This is a genomic window from Streptomyces sp. NPDC003036 (genome assembly GCF_040611175.1).
In the GTDB taxonomy this organism is placed as follows: Bacteria; Actinomycetota; Actinomycetes; order Streptomycetales; family Streptomycetaceae; genus Streptomyces.
Window position 1 is genome coordinate 50987 of record NZ_JBEXNO010000042.1, and the last position, 17411, is coordinate 68397.

General features: G+C 71.2%; 17 protein-coding genes and 1 pseudogene. 11 read left to right on the plus strand and 7 right to left on the minus strand.

The window, feature by feature from the left end; genetic code table 11:
• Positions 1-399: 399 nt before the first annotated feature.
• From ABZX67_RS26780 to ABZX67_RS26790, 3 genes are all read left to right on the plus strand, one after another.
• Entirely contained in the window at positions 400-1200 is an 801-nt protein-coding gene (locus ABZX67_RS26780) for an ABC-2 family transporter protein (protein WP_355364898.1), read from the plus strand.
• A gap of 85 nt (positions 1201-1285) precedes the next feature.
• The gene (locus ABZX67_RS26785) at positions 1286-2053 is read left to right on the plus strand and encodes an ABC transporter permease (RefSeq protein WP_355364952.1); all 768 of its coding nucleotides are present in this window, start codon (positions 1286-1288) and stop codon (positions 2051-2053) included.
• Between the two features lie 66 nt (positions 2054-2119).
• Positions 2120-3127: an ABC transporter ATP-binding protein gene (locus ABZX67_RS26790; RefSeq protein WP_355364955.1), complete on the plus strand. Its 1008-nt coding sequence runs from the start codon at positions 2120-2122 to the stop codon at positions 3125-3127.
• On the opposite strand, the gene ABZX67_RS26795 is transcribed toward ABZX67_RS26790, so the two are convergent.
• Positions 3124-4404: an SGNH/GDSL hydrolase family protein gene (locus tag ABZX67_RS26795; RefSeq protein WP_355364901.1), complete on the minus strand. Its 1281-nt coding sequence runs from the start codon at positions 4402-4404 to the stop codon at positions 3124-3126. The two genes, ABZX67_RS26790 and ABZX67_RS26795, sit on opposite strands and share 4 nt — an antisense overlap.
• A 97-nt stretch (positions 4405-4501) precedes the next feature.
• Between ABZX67_RS26795 and ABZX67_RS26800 the strand changes: the two genes are divergently transcribed.
• Positions 4502-5791, plus strand: a complete 1290-nt coding sequence (locus ABZX67_RS26800; protein WP_355364904.1) for a DUF445 domain-containing protein — start codon at positions 4502-4504, stop codon at positions 5789-5791.
• A 443-nt stretch (positions 5792-6234) separates the two neighbouring features.
• On the opposite strand, the gene ABZX67_RS26805 is transcribed toward ABZX67_RS26800, so the two are convergent.
• A complete protein-coding gene (locus ABZX67_RS26805) occupies positions 6235-6537 on the minus strand; it encodes a hypothetical protein (RefSeq protein ID WP_355364907.1) in 303 nt (100 codons plus the stop codon).
• Between the two features lie 203 nt (positions 6538-6740).
• Between ABZX67_RS26805 and ABZX67_RS26810 the strand changes: the two genes are divergently transcribed.
• Entirely contained in the window at positions 6741-7325 is a 585-nt protein-coding gene (locus ABZX67_RS26810) for a hypothetical protein (RefSeq protein WP_355364910.1), read from the plus strand.
• On the opposite strand, the gene ABZX67_RS26815 is transcribed toward ABZX67_RS26810, so the two are convergent.
• The gene (locus tag ABZX67_RS26815) at positions 7322-7792 is read right to left on the minus strand and encodes a hypothetical protein (RefSeq protein WP_355364913.1); all 471 of its coding nucleotides are present in this window, start codon (positions 7790-7792) and stop codon (positions 7322-7324) included. The two genes, ABZX67_RS26810 and ABZX67_RS26815, sit on opposite strands and share 4 nt — an antisense overlap.
• A gap of 171 nt (positions 7793-7963) precedes the next feature.
• The gene (locus tag ABZX67_RS26820; protein WP_355364916.1) at positions 7964-11122 is read right to left on the minus strand and encodes a DUF3427 domain-containing protein; all 3159 of its coding nucleotides are present in this window, start codon (positions 11120-11122) and stop codon (positions 7964-7966) included.
• A gap of 319 nt (positions 11123-11441) precedes the next feature.
• Here ABZX67_RS26820 and ABZX67_RS26825 point away from each other — a divergent pair, with 319 nt between their 5' ends.
• Positions 11442-11750 (plus strand): hypothetical protein, encoded by a 309-nt coding sequence (locus tag ABZX67_RS26825; RefSeq protein WP_355364919.1) that lies wholly within the window; start codon positions 11442-11444, stop codon positions 11748-11750.
• A gap of 21 nt (positions 11751-11771) precedes the next feature.
• Here ABZX67_RS26825 and ABZX67_RS26830 read toward each other — a convergent pair whose 3' ends face one another.
• Together ABZX67_RS26830 and ABZX67_RS26835 are read right to left on the minus strand one after the other, a co-directional pair.
• Positions 11772-12248, minus strand: coding sequence for an excalibur calcium-binding domain-containing protein (locus tag ABZX67_RS26830; protein WP_355364922.1), 477 nt, complete (start codon positions 12246-12248; stop codon positions 11772-11774).
• A gap of 137 nt (positions 12249-12385) precedes the next feature.
• Positions 12386-13402 (minus strand): SEC-C metal-binding domain-containing protein, encoded by a 1017-nt coding sequence (locus ABZX67_RS26835; protein WP_355364925.1) that lies wholly within the window; start codon positions 13400-13402, stop codon positions 12386-12388.
• A gap of 105 nt (positions 13403-13507) precedes the next feature.
• Here ABZX67_RS26835 and ABZX67_RS26840 point away from each other — a divergent pair, with 105 nt between their 5' ends.
• The 3 genes from ABZX67_RS26840 (at position 13508) to ABZX67_RS26850 (ending at position 15570) form a co-directional block, all read left to right on the plus strand.
• Positions 13508-13807 carry a DUF6412 domain-containing protein gene (locus ABZX67_RS26840; RefSeq protein WP_355364928.1) on the plus strand — a complete coding sequence of 100 codons (300 nt, stop codon included), beginning with the start codon at positions 13508-13510 and terminating at the stop codon, positions 13805-13807.
• Positions 13808-13915: 108 nt separating this feature from the next.
• Positions 13916-14596, plus strand: coding sequence for a membrane protein insertase YidC (gene yidC, locus ABZX67_RS26845; protein ID WP_355364931.1), 681 nt, complete (start codon positions 13916-13918; stop codon positions 14594-14596).
• Positions 14597-14712: 116 nt separating this feature from the next.
• Positions 14713-15570 (plus strand): fumarylacetoacetate hydrolase family protein, encoded by an 858-nt coding sequence (locus tag ABZX67_RS26850; RefSeq protein WP_355364934.1) that lies wholly within the window; start codon positions 14713-14715, stop codon positions 15568-15570.
• Between the two features lie 57 nt (positions 15571-15627).
• Here ABZX67_RS26850 and ABZX67_RS26855 read toward each other — a convergent pair whose 3' ends face one another.
• On the minus strand, positions 15628-15993 hold the full coding sequence (locus ABZX67_RS26855; protein WP_355364937.1) for a hypothetical protein: 366 nt from the start codon (positions 15991-15993) through the stop codon (positions 15628-15630).
• Positions 15994-16344: 351 nt separating this feature from the next.
• Between ABZX67_RS26855 and ABZX67_RS26860 the strand changes: the two are divergent.
• Positions 16345-16686: pseudogene (locus ABZX67_RS26860) on the plus strand (SseB family protein); the annotation flags it as partial.
• Positions 16683-17309, plus strand: a complete 627-nt coding sequence (locus tag ABZX67_RS26865; protein ID WP_355364940.1) for a hypothetical protein — start codon at positions 16683-16685, stop codon at positions 17307-17309. The pseudogene ABZX67_RS26860 and the gene ABZX67_RS26865, both read left to right, overlap by 4 nt.
• Positions 17310-17411 lie beyond the last annotated feature (102 nt).

Here is a 17411-nt window from a genome sequence, read left to right on the forward strand (position 1 = left end):
CGGCGTCGGGGCGGGCCGTGGGCTCGTCCCCGGGCGTGGTGGCGGCGCGGGGGCGTTCGGCGTCGGCCGCTTGCTTGGGAGCCGCCTGCTTCGGAGCCGTCGGCTTCGCCGGCTTCTCGGGCTTCCCGGGCTTTCCAGGCGCCTTCCGCCCCTCCTCCCTTCCCGCCTGCTTCGGCTCGTTCGGCTCGTTCGGCGTCTCGCGTGCCGGGGGTCCGGCGACGGTCGGGTCGCGGGGCTCCCAGGCCTGCTTCGGTGGCTCGTCGCTCATGTTCTCCGGCCTGTCGATGACTGCTGCGCTGTTTATGACGATTTGTCCGAAACTCATCTTGCACCGAAAAGCAGTCGCGACGACGGATTCCGCAGGGCTAGGCTCGTCAGCTTTGACGGAGGGAGCTCAGGGTGCGGCTGTACGCGGCCGTGGCGGCCGGTGGTTTCCGGCGCCATGCGACGTATCGGGTGGCGACCGCGGCAGGTGTGTTCACCAACACCGTCTTCGGCTTCATCCTGGCGTTCACCTACATAGCCCTCTGGGACGAGCGCCCCCGGCTCGGCGGCTACGACATGAGTGAGGCGCTCGCCTATGTGTGGCTAGGCCAAGCCCTCCTCGCCGCCTGCGGCCTGATGGGTGGTGGGTTCGAGGACGAGCTGATGGAGCGCATCAGGACGGGGGACATCGCCGTCGACCTCTACCGCCCCGCCGACCTCCAGCTGTGGTGGCTGTCCGCCGCCCTGGGCCGGTCCGGGTTCCTGCTCCTGGGGCGTGGCGTGGCGCCGATGGCCGTCGGCGCGCTCGCCTTCGACATCGCGCTGCCCGAGCAGTCGCTGACCTGGTTCGCCTTCCTCCTCTCGGTGGCCCTGGGCGCCGTGGTGAGCTTCGCGGTGTGGTTCCTGGTGGCGCTGAGCGCGTTCTGGCTGATGGACGGCCAGGGGGTGGTGCAGGTGGCGTGGCTGTCGGGGATGTTCTTCTCGGGCATGCTCCTGCCCCTGAACGTCTTCCCGGGCGCGCTCGGCGAGGTCGCCCGCATGCTGCCCTGGTCGTCCATGCTCCAGGTCCCGGCGGACGTCTTCCTGGAGAAGCGCACCGGCTGGGGGCTGGTGGAGGCGTACGCCTTCCAAGGCGGCTGGGCGCTGGTCCTGCTGCTGGCGGGCCGGGCCCTCCAGGCGGTGGCGACGCGCCGGGTGGTGGTGCAGGGTGGCTGATCGGGATCCTGCGCGGGACTACGGGCTCGGGCACGGCCTCGGGCACGTGGGCACGGGCCTCCGCGCGTACGGGCTGATCGCCGCCATGTGGGTGCGGTCGACGATGACGTACCGCTTCTCCTTCGTGATGACGCTGCTCGCCAACTTCGTCGCCACCGGCTTCGACTTCGTCGTCATCCTGCTGATGTTCGGTCAGGTGCGCGGCCTCGGCGGTTTCTCCTTCGCCGAGGTGGCGTTCCTGTACGGGACGACCGGCACCGCCTTCGGCCTGGCGGACATGGCGCTGGGGCAGACGCAGCGGCTCGGGCGGCGGGTGCGGGACGGCACGCTGGACACGCTGCTGGTGCGGCCGGCGCCGGTGCTGGCGCAGGTGGCGGCGGACCGGTTCGCGCTGCGGCGGCTGGGCCGGGTGACGCAGGGGCTGCTGGTGCTGGTGTGGTCGCTGGTGCTGCTCGACGAGGTGGAATGGACGCCGGTGAAGGTGGCGCTGGTCCCGCTGATGGTGGTGTGCGGCGCGCTGATCTTCGCGGCGGTGATGGTGGCGGGCGCGGCCTTCCAGTTCCTGGCGCAGGACGCGGCGGAGGTGTCGAACTCGTTTACGTACGGCGGCAACACACTGCTCCAGTACCCGCCCACGGTCTTCGCGACCGACCTGGTGCGAGGCGTGGTGTACGTCGTGCCGCTCGCGTTCGTGAACTGGGTGCCCGCGCTGTACGTGCTCGGGCGCCCGGCCCCGGCGGGGCTGCCGGGGTGGGCGGCGTTCGCGTCGCCGGTGGTGGCGGTGGTGCTGGGGGCGCTGGCGGGGCTGGCGTGGCGGTTCGGGGTCCGTTCGTACCGGAGTACAGGGAGCTGAGCAGCGGTGAGCGACGAGAGCAGGGAGCCGGACCCCGTGGAGCCGGACCCCGTGGAGCCGGACCTCATGGAGCCGGACTTCATCGAGCCGGACTTCATCGAGCTGGACGGCGTCGAGAAGGTCTTCGACGTACGGCGCCGCGTGCCCGGCACCCTGCGCCGCGAGAAGCGGCGGGTCCGGGCGGTGGACGGGATCACCTTCCGCGTGGCGCGCGGCGAGATGGTCGGCTACATCGGTCCCAACGGCGCCGGAAAGTCCACCACCATCAAGATGCTGACGGGCATTCTGACCCCGAGCGGCGGCCGGCTGCGCGTCGCCGGCATCGACCCCTCGCGCGAGCGCACCCGGCTCGCGCGGCGGATCGGCGTGGTGTTCGGGCAGCGTACGACCCTGTGGTGGGACCTGCCGCTGCGCGACTCCTACCGCCTGATCCACCGCCTCTACCGGATCCCGGAGGCCCGCTACCGCGAGAACCTCGACCGCTGCGTCGAGCTCCTCGACCTCGGCGAGCTGCTCAACGTACCCGTGCGCCAGCTCTCCCTCGGCCAGCGCATGCGCGGCGACATCGCGGCCGCGCTCCTGCACGACCCGGAGGTGCTGTACCTGGACGAGCCGACCATCGGCCTCGACGTCGTCTCCAAGGCCAAGGTGCGGGAGTTCCTGCGCGACCTGAACGCCGAGCGCGGCACGACGGTCCTGCTCACCACCCACGACCTGACCGACATCGAGCAGCTGTGCAAGCGGGTGATGGTCATCGACCACGGTCGGCTCATGTACGACGGGGCGCTCGGCGGCCTGCACGAGGTGGGGCGGAGCGAACGCACGCTGGTGGTGGACCTGGAGCGCGAGCTGCCGCCCATCGAGGCGCCCGACGGGGCGCGGGTGGTGCGGGTGGAGGGGCCGCGGCAGTGGCTGGCGTTCCCGGCGGCACAGTCGGCGGCGCCGCTGGTGGCGCGGATCGCGGCGGAGTACCCGTTGGTGGACCTGTCGGTGCGGGAGCCGGACATCGAGGCGGTGATCGCCAAGATGTACGCGGAACGGTCGGAGGCGCCCGGCGCCGGAGTGAGGGGCTAGAGGTCCTGATCGCCGCGACTGGTGAGGTCGGTGAGGTCGACGGAGCCGGCCATCCGGCGGTAGCCGGCGTCGTTGGGGTGCAGCCCGTCACCGGAGTCGTACGCGGGCAGCAGACGCGTCGGCGCGTACGGGTCGCGCAGCGCGCGGTCGAAGTCGACGACCTCGTCGAAGACGCCGCCCGCCCGGATGGTGGCGTTGACCTGCTGCCGTACGGCCTCCAGCTCCTTCGTGTACCGCCGGTGGCCGCCGAACGGCATGAGCGTCGAGCCGACGACCCGCAGCCCGCGCGTGTGCGCCTGCCGCGTCAGCGCGGTCAGGCCGTCGGTGATGCGGCGCGGGTCGGTCTCGTGCGGCGGGCGGATGATGTCGTTGATGCCGAGGCAGACGACGACGGTCCGCACGCCCGGCCGGCCCAGCGCGTCGCGCTCGAAGCGGGACAGGGCGCTGGGGCCCCTGCCGTCGCGCAGGACGCGGTTGCCGCCGATGCCCTGGTTGAGCACGGCGTAGCCGCGGCCGCGCAGCCGGTCGGCGAGCAGGTCCGGCCAGCGGCGGTTGGCGTCGCGGGTCGAGCCGACGCCGTCGGTGATCGAGTCGCCGAAGACGACGACCGCACCGCGGGCGGCCGGGTTGACGACGTCGACGGCCGCCAGGTGCTGCCACGTGGGGACGGCCTCGGTGTACGCGGCGCCGCTCACCTCCCGCGTGTGGTCGCCGTCGGCGGCGTACGACGTCTGCCGGGCGACCGGGTGCCGGGTCACGGGCGCGCCGGCCGGGACGTACAGCGTGACCAGGAGGTCACCGTCGTACGGGACGGGGACGGGTACGGGATCGCTGACGGCGTCGGCGCCGGGCGGGACGGTGACGTACGGCCGGCCGGCGAAGGTGACGCGCCGCAGCGTGCCGGGCACGGCCGCCGCCCCCTCGTCGCGTACCGCGAGGGAGGCGGCGTCGACGCGGAGGGCGCGCCCGCCGCCGTACCGGTTGGTGAGGGTGATGCGGGCGGTGGTGCCGCCGATGCTGGTGTGGACGACGTTGCGGACGGAGCGGGCGGTGGTCAGGTGAGCGACGGGGGCCGGCTCGACGGGCGCCGCCGACCAGGTACCGGTCCATCCGGCGGTGCCGAGAGCTGTGGCGGCGTGGGCACCCTGGCGCGGCAGGGCACTGTTCCGGACGGGGCCATCCGCGCCCGCCCGCTCCACCGCCGTGAAGATCCCCCCGCTGCCCAGCACGGCCGCCGCCAGCACGACGGCCAGCGGTCCCCGATGTACTCCCCTCATGACGGACATCATCCGGCATGGACACGGGAACTCGGCGTGCGCCCCGGGAGTACCTGAGGTAGGGACCCTGGGAGGGACTACGTACATGGTGGTGCGGATGAACCAGTCGAAGACCCCGCTCGTGGCGTTCTCGTACACGGCGGCGGACGAGGAGAAGCGCCGCGGTGTGCGCCGGATGAAGCTCATGGCGACCGGGATGCTGCTCCTGGTCGCCGTCATCTACACCCTGGCGACGTGGGCGCGGAACTCCGGCGTGAGCGGCTGGCCCGGTTACGTCGCGGCCGCGGCGGAGGCGGGCATGGTCGGCGCGCTGGCGGACTGGTTCGCGGTCACCGCGCTGTTCCGGCGGCCGCTGGGCCTGCCCATTCCGCACACGGCGATCATCCCGACGAAGAAGGACCAGCTGGGCGCCTCGCTCGGTTCCTTCGTCGGCGAGAACTTCCTCTCCGGCGATGTCGTACGCGCCCGGCTGCACGCCCTCTCCATCGGCCGCCGCCTCGGCGCGTGGCTCGCCGAGCCCGCGCACGCCGACCGGGTCACGGCCGAGCTGTCCACGGCGCTGCGCGGCGCGCTGACCGTGCTGCGGGACGCGGACGTCCAGGCGGTGGTGGGCGAGGCGGTCACGCGGCGCGCGGAGGCGGCGGAGATCGCGCCCGGGCTCGGCAAGACGCTGGAGAAGATCGTCTCCGACGGCGCGCACCACGGCGCCGTGGACCTCGTCTGCAACCGCGCCCACGACTGGCTGGTGCTGCACGCCGACTCGATCATGGAGGCGGTGCAGGGCGGGGCGCCCGGCTGGACGCCCCGCTTCGTCGACCGGAAGGTCGGCGAGCGCGTCTACAAGGAGCTGCTGCGCTTCGTCACGGAGATGCGGGACATGCCGGCGCACCCGGCGCGCGGCGCGCTGGACCGTTTCCTGACGGACTTCGCCTCCGATCTCCAGGCCGACACGGACACCCGGGCGCGGGTGGAGCGCCTCAAGTCGGAGCTGGTGGCGCGCCCGGAGGTCCAGGACATCATCGCGTCGGCCTGGGCGTCGGTCCGCGCCATGGTGATCTCGGCCGCCGAGGACGAGCGCAGCGAACTGCGCCTGCGCGCCCGCGCCTCCCTCCTCGCGCTGGGCCGCCGCCTGGCCACCGACGCGCGGTTGCAGGCGAAGGTGGAGGGCTGGGCGGAGGACGCGGTGGTGTACGTCGTGACGACGTACCGCGCCGAGATCACGTCGCTGATCAGCGAGACGGTGGCGAGCTGGGACGCGGACCAGACGTCGCGGAAGATCGAGGCTCACATCGGCCGGGACCTGCAGTTCATCCGCATCAACGGCACGGTGGTCGGCGCGCTGGCGGGCCTGCTGATCTACACGGTGTCGCGGGCGGTGGGCGGCTAGGCGCGCGTCGGGCGTGCCGGGGTCGTGCCGGGGTCGTGCCGGGGGTCGTGCCGGGTGTCGTGCTGGGCGGGGGCCCGGACCCTGCCGCCCGGGCCCCCGCCCAGCCACCATGGGGAGGTGCCGTCTTATACGCGGGCGGCGGGCGCCGTGTTCAGCGGCGCCCGCGCGGGTTCGGCGGCGGCTGGAGCGGCCGCCGGGCCGCGGCGTACCGGCCCGGTGGCGGGGCTCTGCGAGTTGAGCGGCGCGGCGTGCTCGGCCGCCCGAGCGGGTTCGGCTGGTTCGGCGTGCCCAGCCGCCCCAGCGGGTTCAGCAGGCCCGGGAGGCCGAGCCGACGCGACAGGCTCAGGCGATTCGGCCCGGCGGGGGCGCGCCCGCCGACTCGACAGGCTCAGTCGACTCGACAGGCTCAGCCGATTCGGCCCGGCTCCGCCCAGCCCGCCGACTCAGCCGTTCCGGCGGCCGACGGCCCAGGACGCGGCCGCCATGGCCCCGGCGACCGAGAACACCGCGGGCCACGCCCCGACCTTCTTCGCCAGCGGGTGCGACCCGGCGAACGCGGCCACATACGCCGCGGTCAGCCCGGCCGCGGCCTTCCCTCCGCTCTGCCGCTGCCACTCCCGCGCGGCCACGGCCCCCGCGGCCGCGAGCGCCACACCCCCGAGGGGCCGCTTCTTGGTCCACCGCGCCACGGCGTACCCACCGACGAGCCCACTCGCCGCCACGGCTGTTGCCGGAATCCTGGCCATCTTCGCTGTCCTGCCTTCCGCACGCGTGTTCATGCCTGCCCCGAGGCTAACGCGGGGGGTGTGGGCGCTCGCGACGCCGCCCCCGTACCGATCCGCCGACAGAATCGGCCGTCGTGCAGGGTGCAGGACCCTTCCTGCCACCAGCACGTAACAACCGCACGCCCCACGCATGGCGGGCCGCGCCGTACGGGCACGAAACGCGCATGCCGACCCCCACGCCGCCGCACCGCTACGCCGCCGACCCGCTGGTCGTCGCGCAGGACGGAGTGGCCACCGTCCACCAGCTCATGGACCTGGGCTGCGCGTCCTCCGCGATCGCCGCCCACTGCCGCCCGCCGGGCCCCTGGCGGCGGTTGCTGCCGCGGGTGATCGTCCTCCAGACGACGGACCCCACGCCCCAACAGCGCCTGCGCGGAGCCCTCCTGTACGCGGGCCCCGACGCGCTCCTCACCGGCCCGGCGGCCCTGGCCCTGTACGGCCTGGAGGCCGTCCCGTCACCCGCCGCGCTCGCGAAGGTGGACGTCCTGGTCGCCCACCGGGCGACGCCCCGCAGCCAGGCGTACGTCCGCGTCCACCCCACGGTCCGCCCCGCCCTCCGGGTCCCGGTCCGCAACATGGCCTGCGCGCCCCTGCCCCGCGCGGTCGCGGACGCGATTCCGCACCTCGGGAGCAAGGCCGCGGTCGCCGCACTGCTGCGGGAGGTCACCGAGAGGCGCCTCTGCCGACCCGCGGAGCTCAGGACTGAGGCGCGGGCGGCGCAACTGCCGTCCCTGTGGGTGAGCGACTAGCGGTCCACGGCCTTGAGGCGGAGCCAGGCGTCCAAGGCAGCGTGCAGCTCGACGGCGTCGGCGTAGTCCATGTCCGCGCTTGCCCCGTGGATATGAAGGCGGACCGCTTGGGCGCTCACGGTGAAGCCGGCCGACCTTCGGGTGTGGGTGACCAGGTTGCCCCTGGCGAGCAGCCGCAGCAACTGGTCGGCCCGAGGGTTCGGCCTGCGCCGCGCCCCGACCGACCACGCCTGCGCGGTGCGCCGCCGCTCGTGGGGAAGCGGCGGCACCGGCGCGCCGATCGCGCGGTAGAAGTCCCGGACCGCCTCCTCCAGCCGGTACGGCCTGACGGGCGTGACCTCGATGAACGCCTTGATCAGCTCGTCCGGCCCGGCGTCGGACTCGTCCAGCTCCACCGTGACACTGGCGGGTGGGATCAGCTCCCGTGAGGCGCCCTTGCGGATGTGGTCCTCACGCAGCTTCCGCAAGGTGGCAACCTGGTTCTGCACCGGGTACGGCCCGTACGGCGTGGCAACGACGGTAGGCCCCGCACGGCGCTCGGAGCCCCGGATGAGGGCGGTGTCACTCGTCCAGCCGCATTCCCACATTCCCCGCATTCACCGCCGGAGCCGTTGCGGAAGCGTACGTGCACGCAGCATTCAGCTCGCCGCGATCGCCGAGTAGGTGTAGACATCCGCGGGGATCTCGTGCCGCAACTCCCACGTAATCGCCATCGGCTTGCTGCCCTTGTGCCCGCGGTACGTGGCCGGGCCGAGCAGCATCCAGGGCTGGGCCCCGCCGATGTCGGTGCTCTTGTAGCGGCGGACGAAGAGCAGGACGTGACTTCCCTCGGCTGCGTGGCGCTGGTACCGCAAGCCGGTGGGAGAGCTCTCGGAGGTCTGGTTCTGGGACTCCCAGTGGAAGCGCGTCTCGCTGAGGGCGTAGTCGTGGTAGCGAGTCTGCGGTGAGAAGTCCTTCTCGTCTTTCTCCAGCGTGATGAGCAGCGCATCGGTCTTGATGGACTCACACCACTTGACGCCCTCGCGGAAGTCGCCCGGCAGGAAACCGCCGATGGACGACTGGCCGAGGGCGGGCAGTATCTCTTCGCGGCTGTACGAGGCGTGCACGGTGAGTGGCAGCCCGGCGAGGTCGCCCAGCAGCGGGATCGGGACGTGCTCCGTGTGGGCCAGGTTGTACGCCAAAACCTGCCGCAGCTCGTCGCGGAAGGCGTGCTGGGCGCGAAGGGTGGCGAACCCCTCGTCGTAGGTGCTGAAGCCCTTGCGGGTGATGCCACCCAGCGGCCAGAGCTGGAAGAAGAGCATGCGGGCGTACGCCTGCGCCTGGGTGTCAAGCGCGTCGTAGGCCGGAGCGTCGTCCTCCAGGAGGCGGGTGTACGCGTTCACCCGCTGGGGGTCGTCCACGTGCAAGAACGCCGGAATCCGCTTCAGTAGCGCGGCTTCGCCTTCCGGCGCTTCGCCCTTCAGCAGGCCGGCGCGTCGCAGGAGTCCGGTCCACGAGTTCCCATTGCCCCGGTAGAGCTCCTTCAGCTCCCGGCCGCTCTCGGCCAGATAGCGGCTGAGCTCCGGTATGGCGTAGTCGGCGACCTCGCGGGCGAGCGCGGTGACGTTCACGCCGATCTGGTCCTTGATGTTCGCGATGATCCTGCTCTTGGCCTTCTCCTCCAGGATGATCTGGCAGCCCGATGGCAGCTTGGGGAAGTCGTGCTCGATGTTGGCCAGGAGCCGCTTGCGGGTGAGGTTGGTGAGCGCCCGGAATTGGTTCTCGAACCGGAACTCCTTGCGGTGCTGACCGATGAAGTCCAGGACGGTCAGCACGGCCTTGTTCTCACTGCGCCGCAGCCCACGCCCGAGCTGCTGGAGGAACACCGTCGCACTCGACGTCGGACGCAGGAGGAGAAGGGTGTCCACGTCAGGGATGTCGAGCCCCTCGTTGAACAGGTCGACCGAGAAGATCACCTGGAGGGTCCCGGCCTTGAGGTCGGCCAGCGCTTGCCTGCGCTGCTCGATGGGGGTTTCGCCGGACAAGGCTATGGCGTTGAGTCCCGCGGCGCGGAAGAACTCCGCCATGAAGTGCGCGTGGGCGACGGTGACGCAGAAGCCCAATGCCCGCATCCTGCCCGGGTCGGCGATCTTGTCCTGCACTGCCTTCACGACCAGCCGCGCACGGGCGTCGTTACCCGTCAGCACGTTGTCGAGGTCGGACGCGTCGTAACCCCCGCGCTTCCACCGCACGGCACTCAGGTCGGTGTTGTCGCTGATGCCGAAGTAGTGGAAGGGGCTGAGCAGGTCGTTCTCCAGCGCCTCCCAAAGGCGCATCTCGGCTGCGATCCGCCCGTCGAAGAACTCGTCTTGGATGTTCTTTCCGTCCGCCCTCTCGGGCGTGGCCGTCAGGCCGAGAAGCTCCGTCGGCTGGAAGTGATCGACGATTTTCCGGTACGTCGGTGACGTGCCGTGGTGGAACTCGTCAATGACGATCACGTCGAAGTGATCGGGCGCCAGCCGGTCCAGTACATGACCCTTGAGCGACTGCACGCTGGCGAAGACATGGGTCCAACGCTCGGGGATCTCTCCACTGTGGAAGTCCTCACCGAAGTTCGCGTCGGTGAGGACGTCCCGGTACGTCCGCAGCGACTGCTGGAGGATCTCCTGCCGGTGAGCCACGAAGAGCAGCCGCAGGGCGCGGCCGTGCCGCTTGCACAGCTGCTTGTAGTCCAGCGCTGCCATGACCGTCTTGCCCGTGCCCGTCGCGGCGACCAAGAGGTTGCGGTGACGGTCGTGGACGGTGCGCTCGACGTCGAGTCGCTCCAACATGTCGCGCTGGTGCGGGTAGGGGCGTACCTCCAGACCGGACAGCGTGATGCGGGTCGAGGAAGCCGATGACGGGGAAGAGCCGCCCGCGATGGTGAGTGCTTCGTCGAGTCGGGTGCCGTCACGCTCGGGGTCGTACGCCTCGAAGGACGGGTCATTCCAGTACGCGTCGAAGGTGCCCTCGAACTTGCGGAGGACGTCGGGCGTGGCCACGGACGAGAGGCGCACATTCCACTCGAGCCCGTCCAGCAGCGCCGCCTTGGAGAGGTTGGAGCTGCCGACGTACGCCGTGTCGTACCCGGTATCGCGCAGGAACAGCCACGCCTTGGCGTGGAGGCGAGTGGAGCGGGTCTCGTAGTTGACCTTGACCTCGGCGTTGAATTCCTCCACGAGCCGGTCCAGCGCGCGACGCTCGGTCGCTCCGATGTACGTCGTCGTGATGACCCGGATCGGCACCCCACGGTCACGGGCGGCCGTCAACGACTGCTCGATGACGCGCAGCCCGTGCCACTTCACGAAGGCGCAGAGCAGGTCGACGCGGTCAGCGGTGGCGATCTCGGTGCGGAGCTCGAAGCCGAGACTCGGGTCCTCGGGAGAGTTGGTGATGAGCGCCGTATCGGAGAGAGGCGTGGCGGGGCGGAGCGCGTACACGCCTGGAGCCTCCTGGCGAGCAAGTGCGAGCAGCTCACGCGGCCCGTCGGCTACCAAGTCGACCCATTCACGCGCCCCTTGCAGGGTGCTGATGGACTCCAATATGTGGTTCGCGGCGTGCACCCGCTCTTCGGCAGGCAGTCCTTGCAGGACGCGGCGTACCGTCTCGGATACGTGCCTGGCCAGGACGTGGGGAACGGACTCGGCCCCCACGGTGTCGCTGATCTGATGCCATCCCTGGTCGGTGATCTCCGCCAGCCGTTGCTCAAGCCGCATGGTGATGAGCTGTTCGTACAACCCTGTCGACAGGCTGGACGAGTCGGTGCCGAGCTGAGGCATGGCGGGCTCCCGTGGACGCTTTGATCACTGGGTGTGTTGTACCAGGGGGCACTGACAACTGGGTCTCGTTGAGCCATCCTTGGCGGCCTACTGATGACGCAGCCGCTCCAGCGAGGAGCGGCCTGAGGGAAGGTGCCTTGTGGGCATCAACTTACGTCGAGGCTCTGCGGTGCTGGGGAGTGTGATGGTGCTGGCTGTGAGTGGCTGCAACGGCGGCGACGGCACACGTCGGGACAGGCCGTCTAGCGCCCCGGCAAGCCCTCGGTCCGGTCCCCCTGCTCAAGATGCCGAGAGACCGGAGCGCGTCGAAGGGGAGACCGTGTTCCAAGCACCGACGCCCATCAACGATGGGCTGGTGCTGCTCGCTACGCAGTCACGCACAGGAAATGCCGTACTTCCGCTGGGGAAGCTTCGCGCGGGACGCCTGGCCATCCAGATCAACTGCCGAGGTCACGGAACACTCACCGTCACTGTCGAGCCGGTGGATCTGAGCTTTTCGCTGGAATGCGCTGATGCCAAAACGAGCAGCGGGTACAACGAAATGCACCTGGATGCCGCGCGCCCTGAAGGCAGCATCCACATCGCAGGGCCCCCGGCGGTTCGGTGGGGTGCAACCGTGGAGCAGTAACCGATTGGCTGGCCAGCCCGATCAGCCGTTGTCGCACCCCACGCCGTCGTTGTCGCGGTCGAGGTGGCGGCCGTAGCCCGGCTCGCCCCGGTGGACGGGGGCGGCGCCGGCGGCGCGGGCCTCGGAGCAGTTGCTGTAGTAGACGGAGCCTCCACCGCTGTCGTTGCTGCTGCCGCCGCTGCCCGAATCGTCGTTGCTGGAGGAGTCGTTGGCGGCGGCCTCACGGGTGACCGTCGCCGTCGCCGTGACGGTCTTGGTCGCGGTGACCGTCGGTGCGGCCGAGGCCGGTGCGGCGGCGGGAGTCGCGGTGACCGTGACCGTGGCGGTCGCCGTCACGGTGGCCGTCGGGGCGGGCTTGGCACCGGTCTTCGCGGTGTCGTCGGAACCGAGGGCTCCGCAGCCGGTGCCTATGAGGAGGAGGAGCAGGCCGCCCGCCCACACGCGCTTCATGCGGAGCAGTGGGCGAGCGGCGGACGGCTGGTGGTACGGGTTGCTCATGGGCACACGTCTCCTCACACACAGGGGCCGGGGCTGTGTGGGGGGACAGGCGGCCAGTCAGCGACAGCAGTTCATGGTGAAACTACTGTAAGGAGACGGTGAAGGGGAGGAGAACGGTCCATTTGCTCCTCGGCCTTTTACGGCTGCGCCGTCCCGTGGCACTCCCCGTACGCCGCACCCGACCCGCACCAGCACGGGGCCGTGCGCGCCGGGGGCCACGGGGTCGCGCGGCCGCGGGCGGCGAGGGTGGTGGCGTATTGGGGGAGCAGGTCCGGGTTGGCGGGGGAGGCGGCCTCGGAGGCGGCGAAGGCCTCGTATGAGGGGACCGTGCCCTGGACGATGCCGAGGTTCGGGGTGCCGGCGGCCGCGAGTTCGCGGAGGGAGGCCTCCAGGTCGGTGAGGTGGGCCTCGTGGGTCGGGTACTCCGCCTCCAGCTCCGGGTAGGCCGCGAGGAGCTCGGCCAGTTCGTCGGGCGGCCAGAGCAGGACCGCCACCGGGAAGGGGCGGGAGAGCGCCGTACGGTACGAGCCCAGCTCGCTGCGCAGGCGCGCGATCTCGGCCTGGAGCTCGGCCGGGTCGTCCGAGCCGAGGGACCAGAGGCGCTTGGGGTCGTGGAGCTCGTCCAGCGGGACCGCGCCCCGGTGGAGCCGGTCGGCCAGGACGTCCCAGTCGTCGTGCGGCAGCGCGAGCAGGCGGCGGACGCGGTGGCGGCTCATGAGGAGGGACTGCGCCGGGTACGGGACCTCGTCGTCGGGGGAACGGAGCAGGGTGGTGACCGCCGTGGTGAAGGTGGCCTCGGAGGATTCGAGTTCGTCGTGGGATTCGAGCGTCTCGGCGATGATCTCCCACGCGGCGGCGTCGGTCGGGGCCGCGGCACGAAGGCCGTCGATGATCGCCCGGGCCTCGGCCTCGTGGCCGTACTCCCACAGGTTCGCCGCCTTGAGCGCCTTGACCAGGTGCGGGTTCTCCGGCGGCGGGGCGGCGGCGAGGAGGTCGTCGTAGAGGGCCGTCGCGCGGTCGCGGGCGCCGGCCAGCTCCAGGTGGGCGGCCGCCCGCAGGAGCAGCGGTTCGCGGTCTTCGGGGTACTGCGCCGCGGTGCGCAGCAGGCGCTCGGCTTCGGTGATGTGGTCGGCAGACGTGTCATCGGGGCGCATGGGGGACACCGTACTGCTGTACGGGGTCGGCGGGGGGCGCCTCCCCCGCGCCGGGAACCATCCGTGACGCGCACGCGTTCGAGGAGGTGAAGGGAGGGGGATCGCATGCGCCGTCTTGTCGCGTGGGTGTCCGTGTTGTGCGGGCTGACCGGTGTCCTCTACCTCCTCTTCGCCGGCGGCGGGGCGTTCTCCGTCGCCGCCGCGCTCGTCGCCGTCGGCTCCGCGCTGGTCACGTACGCCGTCGTCGCCGCGCGCAGCGTGGCCGCCGTGCCGCCGACCCACATACGCACCGCCCTCCGTGACCGCGAGCAGCGCACCGCCTTCCTGCCGCAGCGCGACCCCGACGCGCCGGGGCGCAGGCGGCCCAGGGCGCCCGGGTCGCGTCTCGTCGCGACGGCCGCGTAGAGGTTCCGGGTCCTTTTCGCTTCGTTCTCCCCGCGGTTCCGTCGTCAATCCGGCATGCCGAAAACACCTCATTCCGGTACGACGAGACCCTCGGAGGGTTCCTTCCCCATGTCCGTTTTCGCCTCGCTGGTCGAGCGCCTCGCCGCGCTGCTCCAGCCGCTGTTCCACGGTTCCGCCACCGCCGCCGCGATCGTCCTGTTCACCGTGGCCGTACGGCTCGCCCTCCACCCGCTGTCGCGGGCCGCCGCGCGCGGCCAGCGGGCGCGGATGCGGCTCGCGCCGCGCGTCGCCGAGCTGCGGAAGAAGTACGGGCGGGATCCCGAGCGGCTGCAGCGGGCCGTGATGGAGCTGTACGCGGGGGAGAAGGTGTCGCCGTTCGCCGGCTCCCTGCCGAGCCTGCTGCAGCTGCCCGCGTTCTTCCTGATGTACCACCTGTTCTCGGGCGGCGGCGGGATGGAGGGGCACGCGCTGCTGGCCGCTCCCCTCGGCGGGCACTGGGCGGACGCCCTGGCCGACGGCGGGCTCCTCGGGGCGGCCGGGCTGGTGTACCTGGCGCTGTTCGCGATCGTGGCCGGGCTCGCCACGTACACGTACCGGCGGACGCGGCGCGAGATGAGCGGGTCGGAGCTGCCCGGCGCCAGGTTCATGCCGCTGCTGGGGTACGGGACGCTCGTCAGCGTCGCCGTCCTGCCGCTGGCGGCCGGGCTGTACGTCGTCGCGAGCACGGCGTGGGGCGCGGCGGAGCGGGCGTATCTGTACCGCGGGACCGCCGAGGTTACCCGCGCGTAAAGGTCCACTGTGTGAACGGGGTCTTGCCGGGTGACCTGCGGTATTGGAGGATCGACCAATCCTCCGATGGCCGCACCCCATCGGCCGGGGCCCACCTCGACCACAGGGAGAAGACCATGAAGCTGCTGCGCGTCGGTACGGCGGGCGCCGAACGTCCCGCGCTGCTCGACCAGGAGGGGACCCTCCGCGACCTGTCCGCGCTCGTGCCGGACATCGACGGGAACCTGCTTTCGGACGCCTCCGCCCTCGACCGGATCCGCGCCGCCGTCGGCGCCGGTGTCCTGCCCGCGCTCGACGCGACCGGGCTGCGGATCGGGCCGCCGGTGGCGCGGATCGGCAAGGTCGTGTGCATCGGGCTGAACTACCACGACCACGCCGCCGAGACCGGCCAGGCGACGCCCGCCGAGCCGGTGGTCTTCCTCAAGGCGGCCGACACGGTCGTCGGGCCGGACGACACCGTGCTCGTACCGCGCGGCAGCCGCAAGACCGACTGGGAGGTCGAGCTCGCCGTCGTGATCGGGCGTACGGCCCGCTACGTGGAGTCCGCGGAGGCGGCGCTCGCGCACGTGGCCGGGTACACGGTCGCGCACGACGTCTCCGAGCGCGAGTTCCAGATAGAGCGCGGCGGCACCTGGGACAAGGGCAAGAACTGCGAGACCTTCAACCCGCTGGGGCCGTGGCTCGTGACGGCGGACGAGGTGCCGGACCCGCAGGCGCTGTCGCTGAAACTGTGGGTCAACGGCGAGCTCAAGCAGAACGGCACCACCGCCAACCAGATCTTCCCGGTCGGGGAAGTGGTGCGGTACGTCAGCCAGTTCATGACCCTCTACCCCGGCGACGTCATCAACACCGGTACGCCGGCGGGCGTGGCGATGGGCCAGCCGGAGCCGAAGCCGTACCTGCGCGCCGGCGACGTGGTGGAGCTGGAGGTCGAGGGCCTCGGCCGGCAGCGGCAGGAGCTCAAGGACGCGTGACGCACGGACGGACGGGCCGCCCCCGAGGGGGAGGCGGCCCGCCGCCGTCCTCCGGGCTCAGGAGAACAGCTGCACCTTCTCGGCCCGGTCCTTGAGCTTGACGCACTCCGTGGACGGGTTGGGGTGGCCCTGCTTCTCACGGCACTTCCAGCGGGCTCCGTCCACATGGACGACCACGGCCTTGCGGCCGTCCTGCTGGTCGGCCCCGAGCCACGCCTCGGCCACGCGGTGCGCGGTGCCGCAGGCGGTGCTGCCCTTCGTGGTGACCGCGATGACCTGAAGGCCATTGGAGGCCTGCCCGCAGTCCACCGACCTGGCCGGCGGTTTGGGACCGGTGGTCACCGCCGTAGCGGGGGCGGCGGTCAGGGCCAGCAAGGTGGCGCCTCCCGCGAGGGCGACGGCTGCTGCTCTGGTGGAGCGCATGACTGCCTCCTTCCGGCGCGCTTCGGCGAGGTGATTCGGTGATTCGAGGTTCACTGATGCGAAGTTCGGTGATTGCACGCCTTCTCGACCGTAGGGCCGGTCGAGTGATGCTGCGCGGTTGGGTTACTCCGAACGGGTGAATGGCTGGTTTGCGCTCCTGGGCCGACTGGGCCGTCCGCAACTGCTTGGAGCCGAAAATCTGACCATGCGATGATCGCCCCCATGGGTGTCGAGGGGGAGAGACGCGAAGGCGCGGGAACGCATTCTGAGCGGCCCGTGTGGCCTGCCGGTTCGGCGGGTGCCTCGGATGTTCCGCCTGGAACGGAGGGGCAGGCAGTGGTGGATCCCGGGGAGTTCGCCGTGCTGCTGGGTGAGTTCCGGCGTGCGGCGGTGTTGGTGCCGGTTGACCCGTACGGGTCGCTGTGGACGGCCGAGCAGGGGGGCGTCCGCTGGATTTGCGCGTTTTCGAATGAGGAGACGCTGGAGCGGTTCGCTCGCGCTCGGGGGGAGGCGGACCGTGCGTGGGAGTACCGGGCCGTTCTGGGTGCGCGGTTGCTGGATGTGATGGTCCCCGCGCTGGGTGTACCGGCGGGTGTGGCCCTTGATGCGGGCAGTGAAGACGGGATGCTCTTCCCGCCGGTGGCCGGTGTCGTGCCGGAATCGGCGGCTGTGGTCCTCGGGGGGACGCGATGAGTGGTGAGCAGCCGAATCTGGCGGTGTCGCAAGCCGCCTTGCAGCTGATCAAGGCCGGTATCGACAAGGCCCATGGAGAGCTGAAGGAGCACGGCAGGATCGGGGAGGCCACGGCGGGGCACGGCTTCGCCGATCTGAGCCTGTCGGCCATGGATATGGGTCACCCGGGTCTGGCGCAGCAGTTCGAGACGTTCTGTGAGCGTTGGGGCTGGGGGGTGCGCACTTTGGTGCAGAAAGGGACCAACTTCGCGGCTGCGGTGGGCGTGGCGGCAGGTGGGTTCCAGGAGCAGGACCAGTACGTCAAGAACACGGTCAAGGTCGCGGTGAATTCGGTCAATGGCAATCCGCACCTGTCGGAGGAGGGGGTGGCGGCCAAGGACTGGGACGAGATCAAGTCGCAGCGCCCCACGGACAACCCCGATTACAGCGCCGAGTCGATGGCACGGGCGCAGGCGGAGACGGACCAGCTGTGGCGGGACACGCGCTATGACGTGCTGGATGCGCAGATGGACTCCATGGAGCGATCGGGCCTGATCTCCGCACAGGAGCGTCAGCAGGTGGAGGCGGGGAGCCGCGAGGTCCTCGATCCGTCGCGGGAAGCGGTCGAGCGGGCGGGACAGTAAAGCAATCGGGGGATGCGCTGATGTCGGGCTGGGACATGTTCGGCAAGGTCGTCGAGGGCGGTTACGACCGTGCTGGAGACGTGATCGATTGGGGGAAGGAGA

What these genes read in the sequence shown, in the direction of transcription:
- ABZX67_RS26785 (WP_355364952.1), top strand. Translation starts at nt 1,286, where the DNA reads ATGTGGGTGCGGTCGACGATGACGTACCGCTTCTCCTTCGTGATGACG.
- ABZX67_RS26790 (WP_355364955.1), top strand. Translation starts at nt 2,120, where the DNA reads ATGGAGCCGGACTTCATCGAGCCGGACTTCATCGAGCTGGACGGCGTC.
- ABZX67_RS26795 (WP_355364901.1), bottom strand. Translation starts at nt 4,404, where the DNA reads ATGAGGGGAGTACATCGGGGACCGCTGGCCGTCGTGCTGGCGGCGGCC.
- ABZX67_RS26800 (WP_355364904.1), top strand. Translation starts at nt 4,502, where the DNA reads ATGAACCAGTCGAAGACCCCGCTCGTGGCGTTCTCGTACACGGCGGCG.
- ABZX67_RS26805 (WP_355364907.1), bottom strand. Translation starts at nt 6,537, where the DNA reads ATGGCCAGGATTCCGGCAACAGCCGTGGCGGCGAGTGGGCTCGTCGGT.
- ABZX67_RS26810 (WP_355364910.1), top strand. Translation starts at nt 6,741, where the DNA reads ATGCCGACCCCCACGCCGCCGCACCGCTACGCCGCCGACCCGCTGGTC.
- ABZX67_RS26820 (WP_355364916.1), bottom strand. Translation starts at nt 11,122, where the DNA reads ATGCCTCAGCTCGGCACCGACTCGTCCAGCCTGTCGACAGGGTTGTAC.
- ABZX67_RS26830 (WP_355364922.1), bottom strand. Translation starts at nt 12,248, where the DNA reads ATGAGCAACCCGTACCACCAGCCGTCCGCCGCTCGCCCACTGCTCCGC.
- ABZX67_RS26835 (WP_355364925.1), bottom strand. Translation starts at nt 13,402, where the DNA reads ATGCGCCCCGATGACACGTCTGCCGACCACATCACCGAAGCCGAGCGC.
- ABZX67_RS26840 (WP_355364928.1), top strand. Translation starts at nt 13,508, where the DNA reads ATGCGCCGTCTTGTCGCGTGGGTGTCCGTGTTGTGCGGGCTGACCGGT.
- yidC (WP_355364931.1), top strand. Translation starts at nt 13,916, where the DNA reads ATGTCCGTTTTCGCCTCGCTGGTCGAGCGCCTCGCCGCGCTGCTCCAG.
- ABZX67_RS26850 (WP_355364934.1), top strand. Translation starts at nt 14,713, where the DNA reads ATGAAGCTGCTGCGCGTCGGTACGGCGGGCGCCGAACGTCCCGCGCTG.
- ABZX67_RS26855 (WP_355364937.1), bottom strand. Translation starts at nt 15,993, where the DNA reads ATGCGCTCCACCAGAGCAGCAGCCGTCGCCCTCGCGGGAGGCGCCACC.
- ABZX67_RS26865 (WP_355364940.1), top strand. Translation starts at nt 16,683, where the DNA reads ATGAGTGGTGAGCAGCCGAATCTGGCGGTGTCGCAAGCCGCCTTGCAG.